General features: G+C 40.2%; 10 protein-coding genes. 9 read left to right on the forward strand and 1 reads right to left on the reverse strand.

The annotated features are described in order from the left end of the window. The first annotated feature begins 77 nt into the window (after positions 1-77). The 5 genes from BN1875_RS12615 to pheT all read left to right on the forward strand — a co-directional run bounded on the left by BN1875_RS12615 (position 78) and on the right by pheT (position 11,480). A complete protein-coding gene (locus BN1875_RS12615) occupies positions 78-3,617 on the forward strand; it encodes a PD-(D/E)XK nuclease family protein (RefSeq protein ID WP_048605166.1) in 3,540 nt (1,179 codons plus the stop codon). After that, a complete protein-coding gene (gene addA / locus BN1875_RS12620) occupies positions 3,610-7,287 on the forward strand; it encodes a helicase-exonuclease AddAB subunit AddA (protein WP_048605167.1) in 3,678 nt (1,225 codons plus the stop codon). Before BN1875_RS12615 ends, addA begins: the two co-directional genes overlap by 8 nt. A gap of 64 nt (positions 7,288-7,351) precedes the next feature. Then, positions 7,352-7,675 (forward strand): winged helix-turn-helix transcriptional regulator, encoded by a 324-nt coding sequence (locus BN1875_RS12625; protein ID WP_048605168.1) that lies wholly within the window; start codon positions 7,352-7,354, stop codon positions 7,673-7,675. Between the two features lie 334 nt (positions 7,676-8,009). Continuing rightward, on the forward strand, positions 8,010-9,053 hold the full coding sequence (pheS, locus tag BN1875_RS12630; protein WP_048605169.1) for a phenylalanine--tRNA ligase subunit alpha: 1,044 nt from the start codon (positions 8,010-8,012) through the stop codon (positions 9,051-9,053). Positions 9,054-9,059: 6 nt separating this feature from the next. Next, positions 9,060-11,480 (forward strand): phenylalanine--tRNA ligase subunit beta, encoded by a 2,421-nt coding sequence (gene pheT, locus BN1875_RS12635; RefSeq protein WP_048605170.1) that lies wholly within the window; start codon positions 9,060-9,062, stop codon positions 11,478-11,480. Between the two features lie 62 nt (positions 11,481-11,542). On the opposite strand, the gene trpS is transcribed toward pheT, so the two are convergent. Further along, positions 11,543-12,553: a tryptophan--tRNA ligase gene (trpS, locus tag BN1875_RS12640; protein WP_048605171.1), complete on the reverse strand. Its 1,011-nt coding sequence runs from the start codon at positions 12,551-12,553 to the stop codon at positions 11,543-11,545. Between the two features lie 273 nt (positions 12,554-12,826). Here trpS and BN1875_RS12645 point away from each other — a divergent pair, with 273 nt between their 5' ends. Genes BN1875_RS12645 through BN1875_RS12660 form a run of 4 tightly spaced genes read left to right on the forward strand, consistent with a single transcriptional unit; the run spans position 12,827 to position 15,710 of the window. Then, on the forward strand, positions 12,827-13,564 hold the full coding sequence (locus BN1875_RS12645) for an amino acid ABC transporter ATP-binding protein (RefSeq protein ID WP_048605172.1): 738 nt from the start codon (positions 12,827-12,829) through the stop codon (positions 13,562-13,564). A gap of 11 nt (positions 13,565-13,575) precedes the next feature. Next, positions 13,576-14,388 carry a transporter substrate-binding domain-containing protein gene (locus tag BN1875_RS12650; RefSeq protein ID WP_048605173.1) on the forward strand — a complete coding sequence of 271 codons (813 nt, stop codon included), beginning with the start codon at positions 13,576-13,578 and terminating at the stop codon, positions 14,386-14,388. Between the two features lie 2 nt (positions 14,389-14,390). Beyond that, complete coding sequence (locus BN1875_RS12655) at positions 14,391-15,038, forward strand: amino acid ABC transporter permease (protein WP_048605174.1); 648 nt, start codon at positions 14,391-14,393, stop codon at positions 15,036-15,038. Positions 15,039-15,053: 15 nt separating this feature from the next. Further along, on the forward strand, positions 15,054-15,710 hold the full coding sequence (locus tag BN1875_RS12660; protein ID WP_048605175.1) for an amino acid ABC transporter permease: 657 nt from the start codon (positions 15,054-15,056) through the stop codon (positions 15,708-15,710). Positions 15,711-15,812: the final 102 nt, after the last annotated feature.

Genomic DNA, 15,812 nt, shown 5'->3' on the forward strand with positions numbered 1-15,812 from the left:
TTTTTTAGGGTCAAAGCCGAAATTTTCGGCTTTTTTTGTTATACTGAACATATGTTCCAGAAAAAGGAGGCGCGAAGATGTCTTTACAATTTTTACTTGGCGATGGCGGCAAAAATCATGCGCAAGCCTATTTAGAAAAAGCACAGCAATGGTTGATAGAAGATTCAGAGAATCAAGTTTTTTTCCTGGTTCCTAATTACAATAAATTTGAACAAGAACATGAAATTTTATCTGGACTTAAACATGGAGAAAATTTCAGTACAATCCGCACACAGGTATTCAGTTTTCATCGTTTAGCCTGGTACTTCTTGCAACAAACCGGATTGTTATCAAAAAATGTTATTTCCGAAGTCGGCAGCGCGATGATTATGCGTCGAGTTTTGCAAGACTTAGCAGAACAATTAACGGTTTATCGGGGAGAAGTTTCTAAAGAGGGATTTATCCAACAATTACTTGACTTGTTTCTAGAATTACAAATGGGAAATATTTCCCCAGAAGATTTGCAGATTCAATTACAGTCAGAAAAAACAAATGAAGCAGATCAGCAATTGAAATTTAAAGATTTAATGTTGATTTATCGTGCATATCAAAATGAATTGCAGGAACGTGAGCTGCAGGTGGAAAACCCTATTGCAACATTGACTCGCTTTCTTACGGAAGACCAAGACTGTTTTTCCGTGATGCCGAATTTGTCTAAAACGTTATTCATCGTGACTGGTTTTTCAGGTTTTAGCGGACAGGAGCTGCTTTTATTAGATACGCTGATGCAAAAAGGCTCTCTTTTTGTTTCTTTGTTTTTAGATCGAGGGTATCCGGTTGAGGCACCCTCTCCTTTAAATCTTTTTCGGGAAGCCGGAACCACCTATTTTCAACTAAAATCGTTTGCCTCAGCCAACAATGTGGCAGTGGCATTTGACGAAAAGGCACCGGACAAGTCGGCTACGTGTTTGACAGAGGTTGAACGATTGTGGCGGCAAACCCAAAATCAGGAAAAATTTGAAGCCAATTTGCCCGCAGATGATTGTCTGCAGATTTGGAAGGCGGTCAACCCAGAAGAAGAAATTCGTCAAATTGGCGTGGAGATTCGAAAATTGGTTGCGGAAAATCCGCAAATTCGATACAAAGATATCCAGTTATTAACCGCAGAGCCGGATCTTTATGGACAGTTGATTCCTTCAATTTTTAAGGAACTCGATTTACCTTTTTATCTTGACCGTGATTGGTATATGGCACAGCATCCGCTAGTAGAATTTTTGCAGTCATTATTTGCGATCCAGCGATACAATTACCGATTACAGGATATTTTACGCTTGTTGAAGACGGGGCTTTTTTTGCCTCACGATCTTGAAGAAAACCAGCCAGAGTGGCAACAGGCACAAACCCTATTTCGTGATTACATTGATCAAACTGAAAATGTGGCGTTGGAAAATAATTTTCAAGGAACCTATTGGACACGTTCTGAAGACTGGCAGGTAATTCATTACGACTACGATCAAAATGAATTGGAAGAAACGAAGGAACTAACGCGGATGACCAACTTTGTCCGCCGGCAATTTAGTCAACAGATTGCTGTCTTTTTACAGGAATTAAAAGTCAGTGAAACCGGTGCAGAAGCGGTCAAAAAGCTGTATCAGTTTTTAGTAACAGCAGGAGTTGAACAACAACTGCTTCATTGGCGGGATCAAGATATTGCCGAAGGACACCTTGATTTAGCTCGAAATCATGAACAAACGTGGCAGGCACTGATGGATCTGATGGATGATTATTTGCAGATTTATGGGGAAGATACCTTTGATTTTACTGTTTTCCAAACAATCTTTTCTACTGGTTTAGAAAATGCCACTTACGGAAAAATTCCGACAGCAATCGATCAAGTTCGAATCAACCGTTTGCAGTTGGCTCGACCAAATCAAGCCAAAATCACTTTTGCGGTGGGATTGAACGAGCAAACTTTTCCTCGGACGATGGAAGATCATAGCCTGCTGACAAGTGAAGACCGTCAACGTCTGAATGAACAATTTGGTGAACAACAGTTTTTACGGGACGCAGTAGCAGATTCTCTTTCAAAAGCACCATTGGAAGCCTACCACGTTTTTCTGTCCGGGACAGAACGCTTGTATTTGAGCTATGCTGCCAATTACGATACACAACAGAATTTGCAGCTTTCCCCGTATGTCAAACGCTTGGTTACTTATTTGGGTATTTCAGTTATTGAGAAAAATCCTCTGACTACCCAAAGCAAAGCAGAGCATTTTGTCAGCACCTATCGAAACCTTGTCAGTCAGTTGAACGATCTTTATCGACAAGCTGCGGATGAAAAAAAGACCCTGCCGCCAGTTTGGCTTGGTTTGGAAAAACTGCTGATGGCTTCTCCGATTGCCGAATTTGCTCATAAAGTGTTTGAAAGTCGCACCCATCAAAATGTTCCCGTCAGTCTTTCTCCTGAGTTAGCAGAAAAATTATATGGTCAGGACATTTATACTTCGATTTCACGAATGGAAAGTTTTTATAACTGTGAATACAAATATTTTGCAAACTTTGGCTTACGATTGAAAGAACGACGCATCTATGGCTTAAATCCGATTATGACCGGAGAATTTTTCCATGATTCGCTGGATCAATTTTTGACGGCTCTGATTGAAAAAGGAACACCACTGCAAGAAATGGATGACCAGCAACGGGAGCAATTCATTGAAGAAATATTGGTACGAATTTTTGGTGAGCCGCGGTTCCAAGTATTGAACAGCTCTGCACGTTTAAACTATATTCGTTATCAACTAGGAAAAACAATCAAAAAAGTGACTTGGGCATTGCAAAGACAAAGCCAAAGATCAGATCTTTCCCCGATTCAAACAGAGGTTTTATTTGGTCAAATTGCCAGTCAGAAGGGAATCTCTGGTTTGGAGTTGCCGCTGACTACTGGTGGAAAGCTTCATGTTCGTGGAAAAATTGATCGGGTTGATACTGCAACGAACGGTACGGATACTTGGTTATCAGTCGTTGATTACAAGTCAAGTCATCGACAATTTGATGTTGTGGATGCTTATTACGGCTTAGCAATGCAGTTGGTTACTTATTTGGATGTGGCATTGACCGATGCCGTCCAGCTAGTGGGTACTGATGTTGTCAAACCCGGCGGAGCGTATTATATGCATGTGTACAATCCTGTGTTGAAACCAGAGGAAAGCGATGAAAATGCTCAGTTGAAAAAGTACCAGTTTGACGGTTTATTTGTGGATGATCCTCGCTTATTCGAAAGACTTGACCAATCGTTAGCGCCAAAAGAAAATTCGGCGGTCTTTCCTTTGAAGATGGATAAAGAAGGACAGCTTCAGAAACCAACGAAAAATTCACCGAAGTTCTATACGGAAGACGAATTACGAATTCTGATGCAACACAATCGCACTCAAATGCAGCAAGCGGGTGAAAAAATTGTTTCTGGCGATATCGGGTTAAACCCATCCTATAAGGGAAAAGAACGGATTGCCTGTCAATTTTGCCCATTTCGAAGCGTGTGTGAGTTTGATGTCATGCTGCCGGAAAATAATTATCATCGATTGGAAAAATTATCAAAAGAAGACGTGTTGAAGCGAATGATGGAGGAAGAAAATGACTGATATCCCTTTAAAACCCCAAAATGAAAAGTTTACCGATCGTCAATGGCAGGCGATTTTTGATAAAGGGGACAATTTGCTGGTTTCAGCTTCTGCCGGATCAGGAAAAACGACGGTATTGGTTCGCCGGGTCATTGAAAAACTGAAAAGTGGCAGCAACATCGACGAATTATTGATTGTTACTTTTACCGAAGCAGCTGCACGGGAAATGAAAGAACGAATCCAAGAAGCACTGCAATTGGCGGTCAATCAGGAATCTAACGAAAAAAGACGACAACATTTTACGAAGCAGCTGGTTTTACTGCCAACAGCGAACATTTCCACTCTGCATTCTTTTTGTTTAACGATCATTCGCCGCTTTTATTTTTTGATTGATCTTGATCCGGTATTTCGAATGTTGACCGATGAAACCGAGATTTTATTGTTAAAAGAAGAAGTCTGGGATGAACTGCGGGAGGAAAAATATGAAGCGAAAGAAGAAGTTTTCTTCCAATTAACGGAAAATTTTTCCGGTGACCGTTCGGATGAAGGCTTGACGGATTTGATTATGTCTCTTTACACTTTCGCTCGGGCAAATCCTGATCCAAAGGCTTGGTTAGCGAGTCTGAAAAAAAATTATGAAGCAACGGATGGTTTAGAGAAAAATCCTCTGTACCAATCCCAAATCAAACCCTTATTGATTAATGCGCTTCAGATGTCGTTAGAACATTACCAGCAGGCATTTCGTTTATCGGAATTTGATCCTGCGTTTGAAAAAATTCATGGATTTATTGCTCACGAACAAAATCAAGCCCAACGACTTTATGATGCGGTAGTAGCCGATAATTTAGCGACAGCTTACAGCCAAGTTGAAGGGTTTGATTTAAAGCAACGCTATCCTGGCTTGCGAAAAGCAGAATACAAAGCCCTCTCCGATGAAATCGGCGAACTGCGAAAGACTGCCCGCAGTTATTTAGAGACGGGTATCAATGAGGCGTTACCATATTCTCCCCAACGAATGACCGAATTGATGGAAAAATCGCTGCCCCTTGTCGAAAAAATGGCGGAGCTGACAGCAGAGTTTATTGACCGATATCAACAACGAAAACAAGATAAAGGTGTTTTGGATTTCAATGATCTGGAACATTTTGCTTTGCAGATTCTACAAGGAAATAATGGAACTGGAAGTGAAGCGGCAACTTATTACCGCACAAAGTTTGAGGAAGTTTTAGTAGATGAGTATCAGGATGTCAACCGATTGCAGGAAGCACTTTTATTCTGGGTTCGCCAAGAGGAGTCACCTGGAAATATGTTTATGGTAGGGGATGTCAAGCAATCAATCTATGCCTTTCGCTTGGCTGATCCGACATTATTTATCGAAAAATATTTGTCTTTTGGTCAAGAAAAAGGAGGACGTCGGATTGTCCTTGCAGAAAATTTTCGTTCTCGCCAAGAGGTTCTCGCCTTTACCAATCTGGTTTTTCAACAATTGATGGATGAACGGGTAGGGCAGATTCCTTACGATGAAGCCGCAGCGCTGATTCCAGGTTTTCCTGCGTTTCCTGAGAGTGATCAATTCCATACAGAGCTGTTGATTTACGAAAAAGCGGTAGAAGAAGACTCGGAAGTTGTTGAAAGCAAAACTGAAGGTGAACTTTATGTGACAGCGCTGAAAATTCGTGAGCTGATCGATCAGAAATTTGAGATTTTTGATAAAAAAATCGGCAGCAATCGACCGGTTGATTATCGCGACATTGTTTTATTGACACCGACGAAGAAAAATAATTTAGATATTTTAGATGTGTTCAAGAAATTTGCGATTCCCTTGGAAGTAAATGACGCTCAAAATTATTTTCAAGCAACCGAGATCAAAACCATGATTAGTTTGTTGCAGGTTATTGACAATCCTTACAATGATATTCCGTTGGCGGCGGTATTACGTTCGCCAATCGTTGGACTGCAAGAGGATGAATTAGCATTGATTCGTTTGGCGAATACGACGGCAGATTTTTATCAAGCACTGCTGGAATTTACGGAAGTAATTGAAACGCCGTTGCAGGAGAAAGTTGACGCTTTTCTTGAAACATTTGCTCGCTGGCGAGATCATTCGAAGAAACTGGCAATTCCAGAATTACTCTGGGAAATTTATGAAGAATCGGCTTATCCGGACTATGTATTAGGACTTCCGGCTGGACAACAGCGGTACGCAAATCTGATTGCTCTGGTAGATCGTGCACAAAGCTATGAACGTAGTAGCTTTCGTGGCTTGTACCAATTTATTCGTTTCATCGAAAAAATGCAGGAAAAGGACAAAGATTTGGCTGAGCCTCTTGCAATGCCGGTTGAAAATGCTGTTCGAGTCATGACGATTCATGCCAGCAAAGGGCTGGAATTTCCGATTGTTTTCTTACTGGATATGTCAAAAAATTTCAATAATCAAGATTTCACCCGTGACTATATTTTTGAAGAAAGATTAGGCGCGGGGATTCAATACATTGACCCTGATCGGCGGGTTCGCTATGGGACCATGCCTTATCAGGCGATTCAGCAATTACGATTGAAAAAAGCGTTTTCGGAGGAAATGCGAAAACTTTATGTTGCGTTAACTCGAGCAGAGCAAAAATTATTCTTAGTGGGTTCCTATAAAGATCGAACCGATGCCTTGAAAAAATGGCGTGAAGCTTTGTCCCAAAAAGAATTGGTTCTGAATCCTGTTTTGCGGATGAAAAAAACGAATATTTTGCTAAACTGGGTGGGAATGAGTTTAATGCGCCATCCGGAGATGGAAACAATTTTTTCCGAGGCTAGTGAACGCCAATTTACAGTATCCTCAGACGCTCATTTTAAAATTCAATGGTGGAATCAAGAGCAAATTTCTACAGCCCTTCAAACGATTGAAGAAAAACCGACATTGATTTTAGCAAGCGCAAGCAGTGAGGAAGGCGTGCTTCCAAAACTGCAACAGCGCTTAGAATACCAGTATCCTTTCGAAAAGGCTCCGATGACGACAAGCTATCAATCTGTATCGGAAATCAAACGAATTTTTGATGATCCCGATAACTTGGATGATGCCCGCTTAACTTGGCAAAGCACTCAGGAAAAAGCTGTTTTTCAACAGTATCGATATACTGAAGAACGACTCTCCCGCCCGCAGTTCATTGAACAGACAGCAACGGATGCCGCTAGTGTCGGAACTGCGACCCACACAACGATGCAGATGTTGCCGTTAACCCAAAAACCAACTGCTGAAAGTATCGAAGACTTTATCCAACAGTTAGTTTCTTGTGGAACACTGGATATTACAGTGGCGAAAAAAATTGATCGAGAAAGTTTACTGTGGTTTTTTGGTACCCCATTAGGGGAGCAACTGCTTGCCAATTCGGGAAAAGTGAAACGAGAACAACCTTTTGCGATGTTGAAGAATGCTGAACAAATCTTTGTTGACTATGATGAAGTAAAAGATGGATTACTGATTCACGGAATTATTGATGGGTTCATTGAATTTGAAGATCATCTAATTTTATATGATTTTAAAACCGACCACATTATCAATGGTGATACCGATTCGTTAGCAGCAAAATATCGAGGGCAATTAAAACTGTATCGTGAAGCATTGGAAGAAGCGTATAATAAACCGGTAACCGAAACCTATCTTGTTTTACTTTCGGGAAAACAATTGCTGACACTTAATTAATCGAGAAACTTGTTCACTTACAAATTGTAAGAGATGTGGTATACTCATAGTGAGGTGACGAAAGATGGAACAAGTAAAAGCAGCAGAATTTTCACTCTGTCCCAAGTTCGAAAAGGCATTCTCGATTTTAGGAAAAAAATGGAATGGTCTGATTATCGATGTTTTGATTGAAGACGGCTCCCAACGTTTTGTTGAATTGGCAAAAAAAATTCCTGAGGTGAGTGATCGTGTCTTAGTGGAACGTTTGCGGGAACTGGAACGAGAAGGAATTATCGCAAAAGAAGAAAATCTTTATACGTTGACAGAAAAAGGAACTGATTTTGAAAAAAGTCTTATTTCAGTGAAAAATTGGAGCGAGAAATGGATTACTCCTGAAGAATGCAGTTGATTTTATGTGAAAAGTTTTGTACACTGAATACATTCAAATAGTTAAAATAGCTTTGACGGAAAAGAGTAATTTGGCTGAACTTGAAAAGGGAACCCTGTCGCAGACTGAAAGCAGGGGCAATGTTCGAAAAATGAAGTTCACTTCCTGAGCTAGTCTGAGCTTTACCCTCAGACCGGTCATCACAACCGTTAATCAAATCAAGTGCGTGATATTGTCACGAAAATAGGATGGTAACGCGAGACCTCGTTCCTTTATGGAATGGGGTCTCTTTTTGTGCGACAAAATAAGGAGATTTTCCTTAAGAAAATTTCTTAACAAAATAGGAGGAAAAGAAATGTCTTTACAGGAACAACTGGAAGCATTGAAGCATGAAACGCTTAATAAAATCAATGAAGCAATCGATTTGAATTTATTAAATCAAATTCGTGTGGAAACATTAGGAAAAAAAGGACCAATCACAGAAGTCTTACGGGGAATGAAGGACCTGTCTGCGGAAGAACGACCAAAAGTCGGCAGCTTTGCGAATGAGATTCGGGACTTATTGACTCAAAAAATCGAAGAAAAAAAAGCAGAACTGGAACAAGCAGCCATGAACCAAGCGTTAGTCAAGGAAAGTATTGACGTAACGCTACCGGGAAAACCTGTTAAACAAGGCGATCGTCATGTATTGACCCAAATTATGGAAGAAATTGAAGATATTTTCGTCGGTATGGGTTATCAAATCATTGAAGGGTATGAAGTTGAATCAGATCATTACAACTTTGAACGAATGAATTTGCCAAAAGATCATCCGGCACGGGATATGCAAGATACTTTTTATATTTCAGAAGATATTTTGATTCGGACCCATACGTCTCCGGTTCAAGCACGAGTAATGGAATCCCATGATTTTTCAAAAGGTCCGTTACGAATGATCTCACCGGGGAAAGTTTTCCGTAGAGATACAGATGATGCGACTCACAGCCATCAATTTCACCAAATTGAAGGATTGGTCGTAGATAAAAACGTAACAATGGCAGATTTAAAAGGTACATTGGAAGTCATGATGAAGAAAATGTTTGGTGAAGAACGTGAGATTCGTCTACGTCCAAGTTATTTTCCGTTTACGGAACCTTCTGTTGAAGTGGATGTTAGCTGCTTCAAGTGCGGCGGTGCTGGATGTAACGTCTGCAAGTACACTGGCTGGATTGAAATTTTAGGCGCCGGCATGGTTCATCCAAATGTATTAAAAATGTCAGGCATCGATCCGGAAGAATACAGCGGGTTTGCTTTTGGATTAGGACCAGATCGAGTAGCAATGCTACGATATGGCGTCAATGATATCCGGAATTTTTATCAAAATGATCTACGCTTTTTAAGTCAATTCAAGGGGGAATAAAGAAAAATGTTAGTATCCTATAAATGGTTAAATGAATATCTTGACCTTTCTGCCGTTTCGCCACAAGAATTGGCAGATAAAATGTCTGTTACCGGTATTGAAGTTGAAGGTGTTACTCAACCGCAAACCGGTTTGAAAAAAATCGTTATCGGTGAGGTTAAGGAATGTAAACCACATCCTGATTCTGACCACCTATCTATTTGTCAAGTAGATATTGGTGAAGAAGAATTGTCTCAAATCGTTTGCGGTGCACCAAATGTGAAGGCGGGCATCAAAGTAATTGTTGCTTTACCGGGCTCACGGATTGCCGGCAATGTGAAAATTAAAAAGGGAAAAATGCGGGGAGAAGTTTCAAATGGAATGATCTGCTCTTTGCAGGAAATCGGTTATAGTGACAGCGTGATTCCAAAAGAATATTCGGAAGGCATCCAATATATGCCAGAAACTGCTGTCAATGGCGAACCAGTTTTTTCTTATCTTGATATGGATGACAGTATCATTGAACTTTCGATTACACCGAATCGTGCAGATGCATTAAGTATGCGAGGTGTTGCTTACGAGGTCGGAGCAATCTATAATCAAAAACCGCAATTCAAAGAAGAAACGTTAGTGGAATCAGAAGAAGCTGCAGCGGAGAAAATCCAAGTGACAGTTGAGGATACGACGGATGCGCCCGCCTATCAAATTCGCATCATTGAAAATGTTAAAATCGCACCAAGTCCTCAATGGTTGCAAAATCGGTTGATGAATGAAGGAATTCGTCCAATCAATAATGTGGTGGATGTGACCAACTATATTTTATTGTTGTTTGGTCAACCGTTGCATGCGTTTGATTATGATAAACTAGGTAGTAAAGAAATTCTTGTTCGTCGTGCTACTCCACAGGAAAAATTTGTTACTCTGGATGGAGAAACCAGAGAATTGACACCAGAAAACATCGTAATCACTAATGGAAAAGTTCCGGTTGCATTGGCTGGTGTAATGGGAGGGTTGGACTCTGAAATTTCAGAAACGACAACAACCGTAGCGTTAGAATCTGCCTTATTTGCTGGTGTTTCGATTCGTCGAACATCGAAGCAATTTAATTTACGCAGTGAATCTTCAGCCCGTTTTGAAAAGGGCATCAACAAAGCAACGATTGGTGCAGCAAGTGATGCAGCAGCAGCCATGATCGCTGAATTAGCCGGAGGGAATGTACTAAAAGGACGTGTTAGCGGGTCTGAAATCAAAGTAGAAGATCAAGTTGTCACGATTCGCTTAGAAAAAATCAATCGTTCATTAGGAACAAAACTGACAGTTGCTGAAGTCAATCATATTTTCGATGCGTTAGGTTTCCCTTTTGAAGAAAAAGAAGAAACTTACACAGTGACGATCCCACCTCGGCGATGGGATATTACGATTGAGGCGGATATCATTGAAGAAGTTGCCAGAATCTATGGATATGATCGTTTGCCTTCGACTTTACCAAGTGGCGAAACGGTTGCTGGTAGTTTGACAGCTGAGCAAGCAAAAACACGGAAGATTCGGACAGTCTTGGAAGGTTCCGGCGTTTCAGAAGCAATCAGCTATGCGTTAACAACAGAAGACAAATCTGCTTCTTTCATGATGCGTGAAAGCCAAATGACTCGTTTGGATTGGCCGATGAGTGAAGAACGATCTGTATTACGCCTGAATTTAATTAGTGGGTTGTTGGATGATGTTGCTTACAATGTTGCCCGTAAGAATACGCAAATTGCGTTGTACGAAATCGGTCGGGTCTTTTATCAAGAAGCAGATCCTAAGAAAAATCTACCGTTGGAAGAAACTCACGTAGCGTTGGCATTATCTGGGGATTGGCAAAGCAAAGATTGGCAAATGCCAGCAGAAAAAGTGGATTTCTTTACGATTAAAGGAATTTTGGAAAACTTGTTCCAGACACTTTCCATCAATGAGCGAATCACTTATCAAAAGACTGCTGAAATGCCGGAAATGCATCCGGGAAGAACAGCTGAGATTTTCTTAGGAGAAGATAAAATCGGTTTTGTTGGACAAGTCCATCCGAGTGTGGCGAAGCAATATGCTATTTCTGAAACCTATGTGGCAGAGTTGAACTTGGAAGCCTTGTTAGCGGCTGATGTGGCAAAAGTTATCTATCAAGCCGTTTCCAAATTCCCATCAGTAAGTCGGGATATCGCTTTGTTGGTCAAACAAGACGTTGCGAGTCAAACAATCGTTGAAGTTATTCGCACAGCTGCCGGAAAATATTTGAATTCGATTCAATTGTTCGATGTTTATCAAGGAAAAAATATTGAAGCAGGCTACCGCTCAATGGCTTACAGTCTGACATTTGGTAATCCAGACGCAACATTGACGGACGAAGAAATCAATCGGGCGATGGAAAAAGTAGTGGGCGCCTTAACAAGTGAAGTTGCAGCTGAAATTCGATAAAAAATAAATAATAGTTAAAAAAAATTCCGCTGACTATTTTAGCCGGCGGAATTTTTGATTTTTTAATTAAAGTATTCGATGCCCATTGCTCGTTTGACTTCTGATAGGGTTTGAGATGCAACTTTTTCAGCAGCCTGGCTACCTTCATGAAGAATTGCCATGACACCAGCAGGATCTTTTGCAAATTCTGCACGGCGGGCGCGGATCGGCGCTAATTCTTCTTCTAAAACATCAATCAGATAGCGTTTGATTTTAACATCCCCAAGTCCACCTTGGCGGTAATGATTCTTCAACTCTTCAATATAGGCCTTGTCTTTGCCGAAAACATCAAGATAGGTAAAGACCATATTGCCTTCCACCTGACCAGGATCTTCCACATGGATGTGATTTGGGTCCGTATACATACTCATCACTTTTTTCTGTACAACTTCTGCAGGGTCAGCTAAATAAATCCCATTACCCAAAGATTTACTCATTTTGCCGTTGCCGTCGATTCCTGGTAAGCGACCCATTCCTTTGGGGGGCAAAACAGCTTTTGGTTCAACTAAAACTTCTCTATAGGTGGAGTTGAAACTGTGGACGATTTCTTGAGTTTGTTCCAACATCGGTTTTTGATCTTCACCAACAGGAACCAATGTAGCCTTAAAGGCGGTGATGTCAGCTGCCTGTGACACAGGATAGATGAAGAAACCAGTTGGAACGCCTTCACCAAATTGTTTTTGCTCGATTTCTGCTTTGACGGTCGGATTACGTCGCACACGACCAACACTGACGAGATTTAAATAATACATCGTCAATTCTGCTAATTGAGGAATTTGCGATTGGATAAACAATGTGGTACGGGCAGGATCTAACCCGACGGAAAGATAATCAAGAGCTACTTCCAAGACATTTGAAGAAACTTTTTCAGGATTTTTCGCATTGTCTGTTAAAGCTTGCATGTCTGCAATCATAACAAATAGTTGGTTTTCAGGATCATTTTGCATTTCTACTCGTTTTTTTAGAGAGCCGACATAATGACCTAAATGGAGTTTTCCCGTTGGACGATCTCCAGTCAGAATAATATTTTTCAAGTGAGTTCCACCTTTTCTAAAAATCTATAAATCTACAACTCTCATCTTACCTTTTTTCTCAAGATGAAACAACTCCCATAAATGGAAGATTTCTCATTTAGCAGAAGTCAAAAGCGTATTTTATTACATAGCAATGTCATGAAAAACAAAAATAATTGATTTATTTGGAAAAATTTCAACAAAAACTTTACAAATTAAAAAATAGTAGACTATAATGTTACTTAATCTTAAAAAATATTTAATGTAATTCTAAGTATAGAGAAAGGTGGCGAAATATCCATGATCGAATTTAAACAAGTCGAAAAGTATTATGGGAAGTTTCATGCACTAAAAAATATCAATTTAACTTTTGAAAAAGGAGAGGTAGTTGTTGTTATCGGACCATCCGGATCAGGGAAAAGTACGATGCTGCGCTGTATCAACGGCCTTGAAACCATCACTTCCGGAGAATTGTTAATCAATAAAAAAAATCTCCACAGCAAGGATGTGAAGCTGACGGAGATCCGTAAAAATATTGGAATGGTCTTCCAGCACTTTAACTTATACCCAAATAAAACAGTGTTAGAAAATATCACGTTGGCGCCTATCAAAGTGTTAAAGAAAAAAGAAGCAGAAGCTATTGATTTAGCGGAAAAATTATTAAATCGAGTTGGGATGTTGGATAAAAAAGATTCCTATCCATCGATGCTTTCAGGGGGACAACAGCAGCGGGTTGCAATCGCGCGAGGATTGGCGATGAACCCAGAAGTACTTTTATTTGATGAGCCCACCTCTGCCCTTGATCCGGAAATGATTGGTGATGTACTAAATGTTATGAAAAAAATCGCCCATGATGGAATGACCATGGTAGTAGTGACCCACGAAATGGGCTTTGCCAAAGAAGTAGCGGATCGGGTAGTTTTTATGGCTGACGGAGAAGTCGTTGAAGAAAGTCGAAATGTCGCAGAATTTTTTGACCATCCAAAAACTGATCGGGCACAGCAATTCATCAGTAAAGTCATTGATCATTAGGAGGACGCTTTATGAAAAAAAGAATAGGAACGATTTTGGCTCTCCTTTTGGTTTTGGTCAGCTTAAGTGCCTGCCGTGGGAAGAGCGTTGCAGAGCAAGATATTGCAAAAACGAGTATTGAAAAAAATCAAATCGTATGGGGCGTAAAATATGACACTCGACTTTTTGGGTTAATGGATATCGCAACAGGCGAGGTTCGCGGTTTTGATATCGATATTGCGCGAAAAATCACGGAAAAACTTTTAGGCCGTGACGGGAATGCAATTTTTGTAGAAGTGACATCGAAAACGCGGATTCCTTTATTAAAAAATGGCAATATCGATGCCATCGTCGCAACCATGACGATTTCAGAAGAACGAAAAAAACAAGTTGATTTTTCAGATGTCTATTTTGATGCTGGACAATCCCTTTTAGTGAAAAAAGGTGGCTCAATTAAAAGTATCGATGACCTAAGTGCTGAAAATACTGTATTGGCAGTAAAAGGTTCTACCTCTGCAGCGAACATTCGCGAGCATGCACCTGATGCGAAAATTTTAGAATTGGAAAATTATTCTGAGGCGTTCACCGCCTTGCAATCCGGTCAAGGGGATGTCATGACCACAGATAACGCAATTTTATTGGGAATGGCTTCAGCGAATAATGAGTACGAGCTTGTCGGAGGAACCTTTACAGAAGAGCCGTATGGCATTGCGATAAATAAAGGACAGGAGAATTTTTTAAACGAGGTCAATCAAGCATTGAAAGAAATGCATGAAGACGGTAGTTACGATGAGATTTTCCAAAAATGGTTCCCTGATGCGGAAACTGGAAAGGTGGCGGAATAATTATGCTTACACTTTTTAATGAATATTCTGGTATGTTTCTGGAAGGGTTTAAGTTCACCATTTACTCCAGTCTGATTGCACTATTTTTTAGTTTGTTGATTGGGACAATGATGGCGATTCTTCAATTAGCTAAAAGTAAAATCATCCGTGGTTTAGCAAGAGCATACGTTGAATTTTTCAGAAATATTCCCTTGTTGATTATTGCCATGTTTTTCTTTGTTGTCTTACCGATGTACGGCGCAAATATTGATGGCTTCCAAGCTGGGACGATTGGACTAGTCATTTATACTTCAGCATTTATTGCAGAAACCGTTCGTTCAGGAATCCAGACCGTTCCCAAAGGACAAATGGAGGCGGGGCTCTCTTCAGGCTTTACCTACGCACAAACGATGCGATATATTATTTTGCCTCAAGCGTTCAAAATCGTGGTTCCACCATTAGGCAATCAATTCATCAATTTAGTCAAAAATTCTTCGGTTTTGGCGATGGTCGCTGGATTAGATTTGATGTATCAAGGAGATTTGATTGCCGGAGAGACTTTTAATACGTTTGATACGTATATTATCGTAGGGATTTTCTATTTGACACTTACATTGCCATTGTCGTATTTGATGGTTTATCTAGAAAAACACTGGGCAGTTCGCTCTTAGAAAGGGGAGAAGATAATGAATTTTTTTGATGCATTTTCATGGGTAAATCTGCGCTTTCTTTTTGAGGGACTGCGGGTAACGGTGGAAGTCTCACTGCTTTCTATCGTTTTTAGTTTTTTAATCGGTGGACTTGCTGGTGTGATTCGTTTTTCCAAAGTTCCATTTCTGTCGCGGATCATCGGCATAATTATTGATGTGATTCGTAATTTACCGTTGCTGCTGATTATTTTCTTTACCTACTTTGCTTTACCGCAAATTGGGATTAGCTTTGACATTTTTTGGTCAGCAGTCGTAGCGCTGACAATTTTTGAATCAGCCATGTTGTCAGAAATTTTTCGTGCCGGCTTAAATGCTGTACCGAAAGGACAGATGGAGGCAGGTTTATCGACTGGATTAAGTTACCTTGAATCGATGAGGACGATTGTTTTACCACAGGCTTTTAAATCAATGATTCCAGCGATTCTCAGTCAGTTGATTTCTTTGATTAAAGATACTTCACTGGCAGTAATTATTTCATTGCCGGAGTTAACTCATAATGCTAAAATTATTTACGGTCAAAATGAACAATATGTTTTGCCGATGTTTTTGGCAATGACGATTGCCTACTTTGCTGTTTGTTATCTACTATCTTTGGTTTCCCGTTATTTGGAAACAAAGCAATACAACTATTAAAAGAACTGCGGAGAACGAATCGTTTTCCGTGGTTTCTTCTTTTCTTACAATTATTAAGGGATCTTAATGCTCTAACACAGAATTAAAAGCTAGACTTGAAAA

It is taken from the genome of Enterococcus massiliensis, assembly GCF_001050095.1.
GTDB lineage: Bacteria > Bacillota > Bacilli > Lactobacillales > Enterococcaceae > Enterococcus_C > Enterococcus_C songbeiensis.

What these genes read in the sequence shown, in the direction of transcription:
- BN1875_RS12615 (WP_048605166.1), top strand. Translation starts at nt 78, where the DNA reads ATGTCTTTACAATTTTTACTTGGCGATGGCGGCAAAAATCATGCGCAA.
- addA (WP_048605167.1), top strand. Translation starts at nt 3,610, where the DNA reads ATGACTGATATCCCTTTAAAACCCCAAAATGAAAAGTTTACCGATCGT.
- BN1875_RS12625 (WP_048605168.1), top strand. Translation starts at nt 7,352, where the DNA reads ATGGAACAAGTAAAAGCAGCAGAATTTTCACTCTGTCCCAAGTTCGAA.
- pheS (WP_048605169.1), top strand. Translation starts at nt 8,010, where the DNA reads ATGTCTTTACAGGAACAACTGGAAGCATTGAAGCATGAAACGCTTAAT.
- pheT (WP_048605170.1), top strand. Translation starts at nt 9,060, where the DNA reads ATGTTAGTATCCTATAAATGGTTAAATGAATATCTTGACCTTTCTGCC.
- BN1875_RS12650 (WP_048605173.1), top strand. Translation starts at nt 13,576, where the DNA reads ATGAAAAAAAGAATAGGAACGATTTTGGCTCTCCTTTTGGTTTTGGTC.
- BN1875_RS12655 (WP_048605174.1), top strand. Translation starts at nt 14,391, where the DNA reads ATGCTTACACTTTTTAATGAATATTCTGGTATGTTTCTGGAAGGGTTT.
- BN1875_RS12660 (WP_048605175.1), top strand. Translation starts at nt 15,054, where the DNA reads ATGAATTTTTTTGATGCATTTTCATGGGTAAATCTGCGCTTTCTTTTT.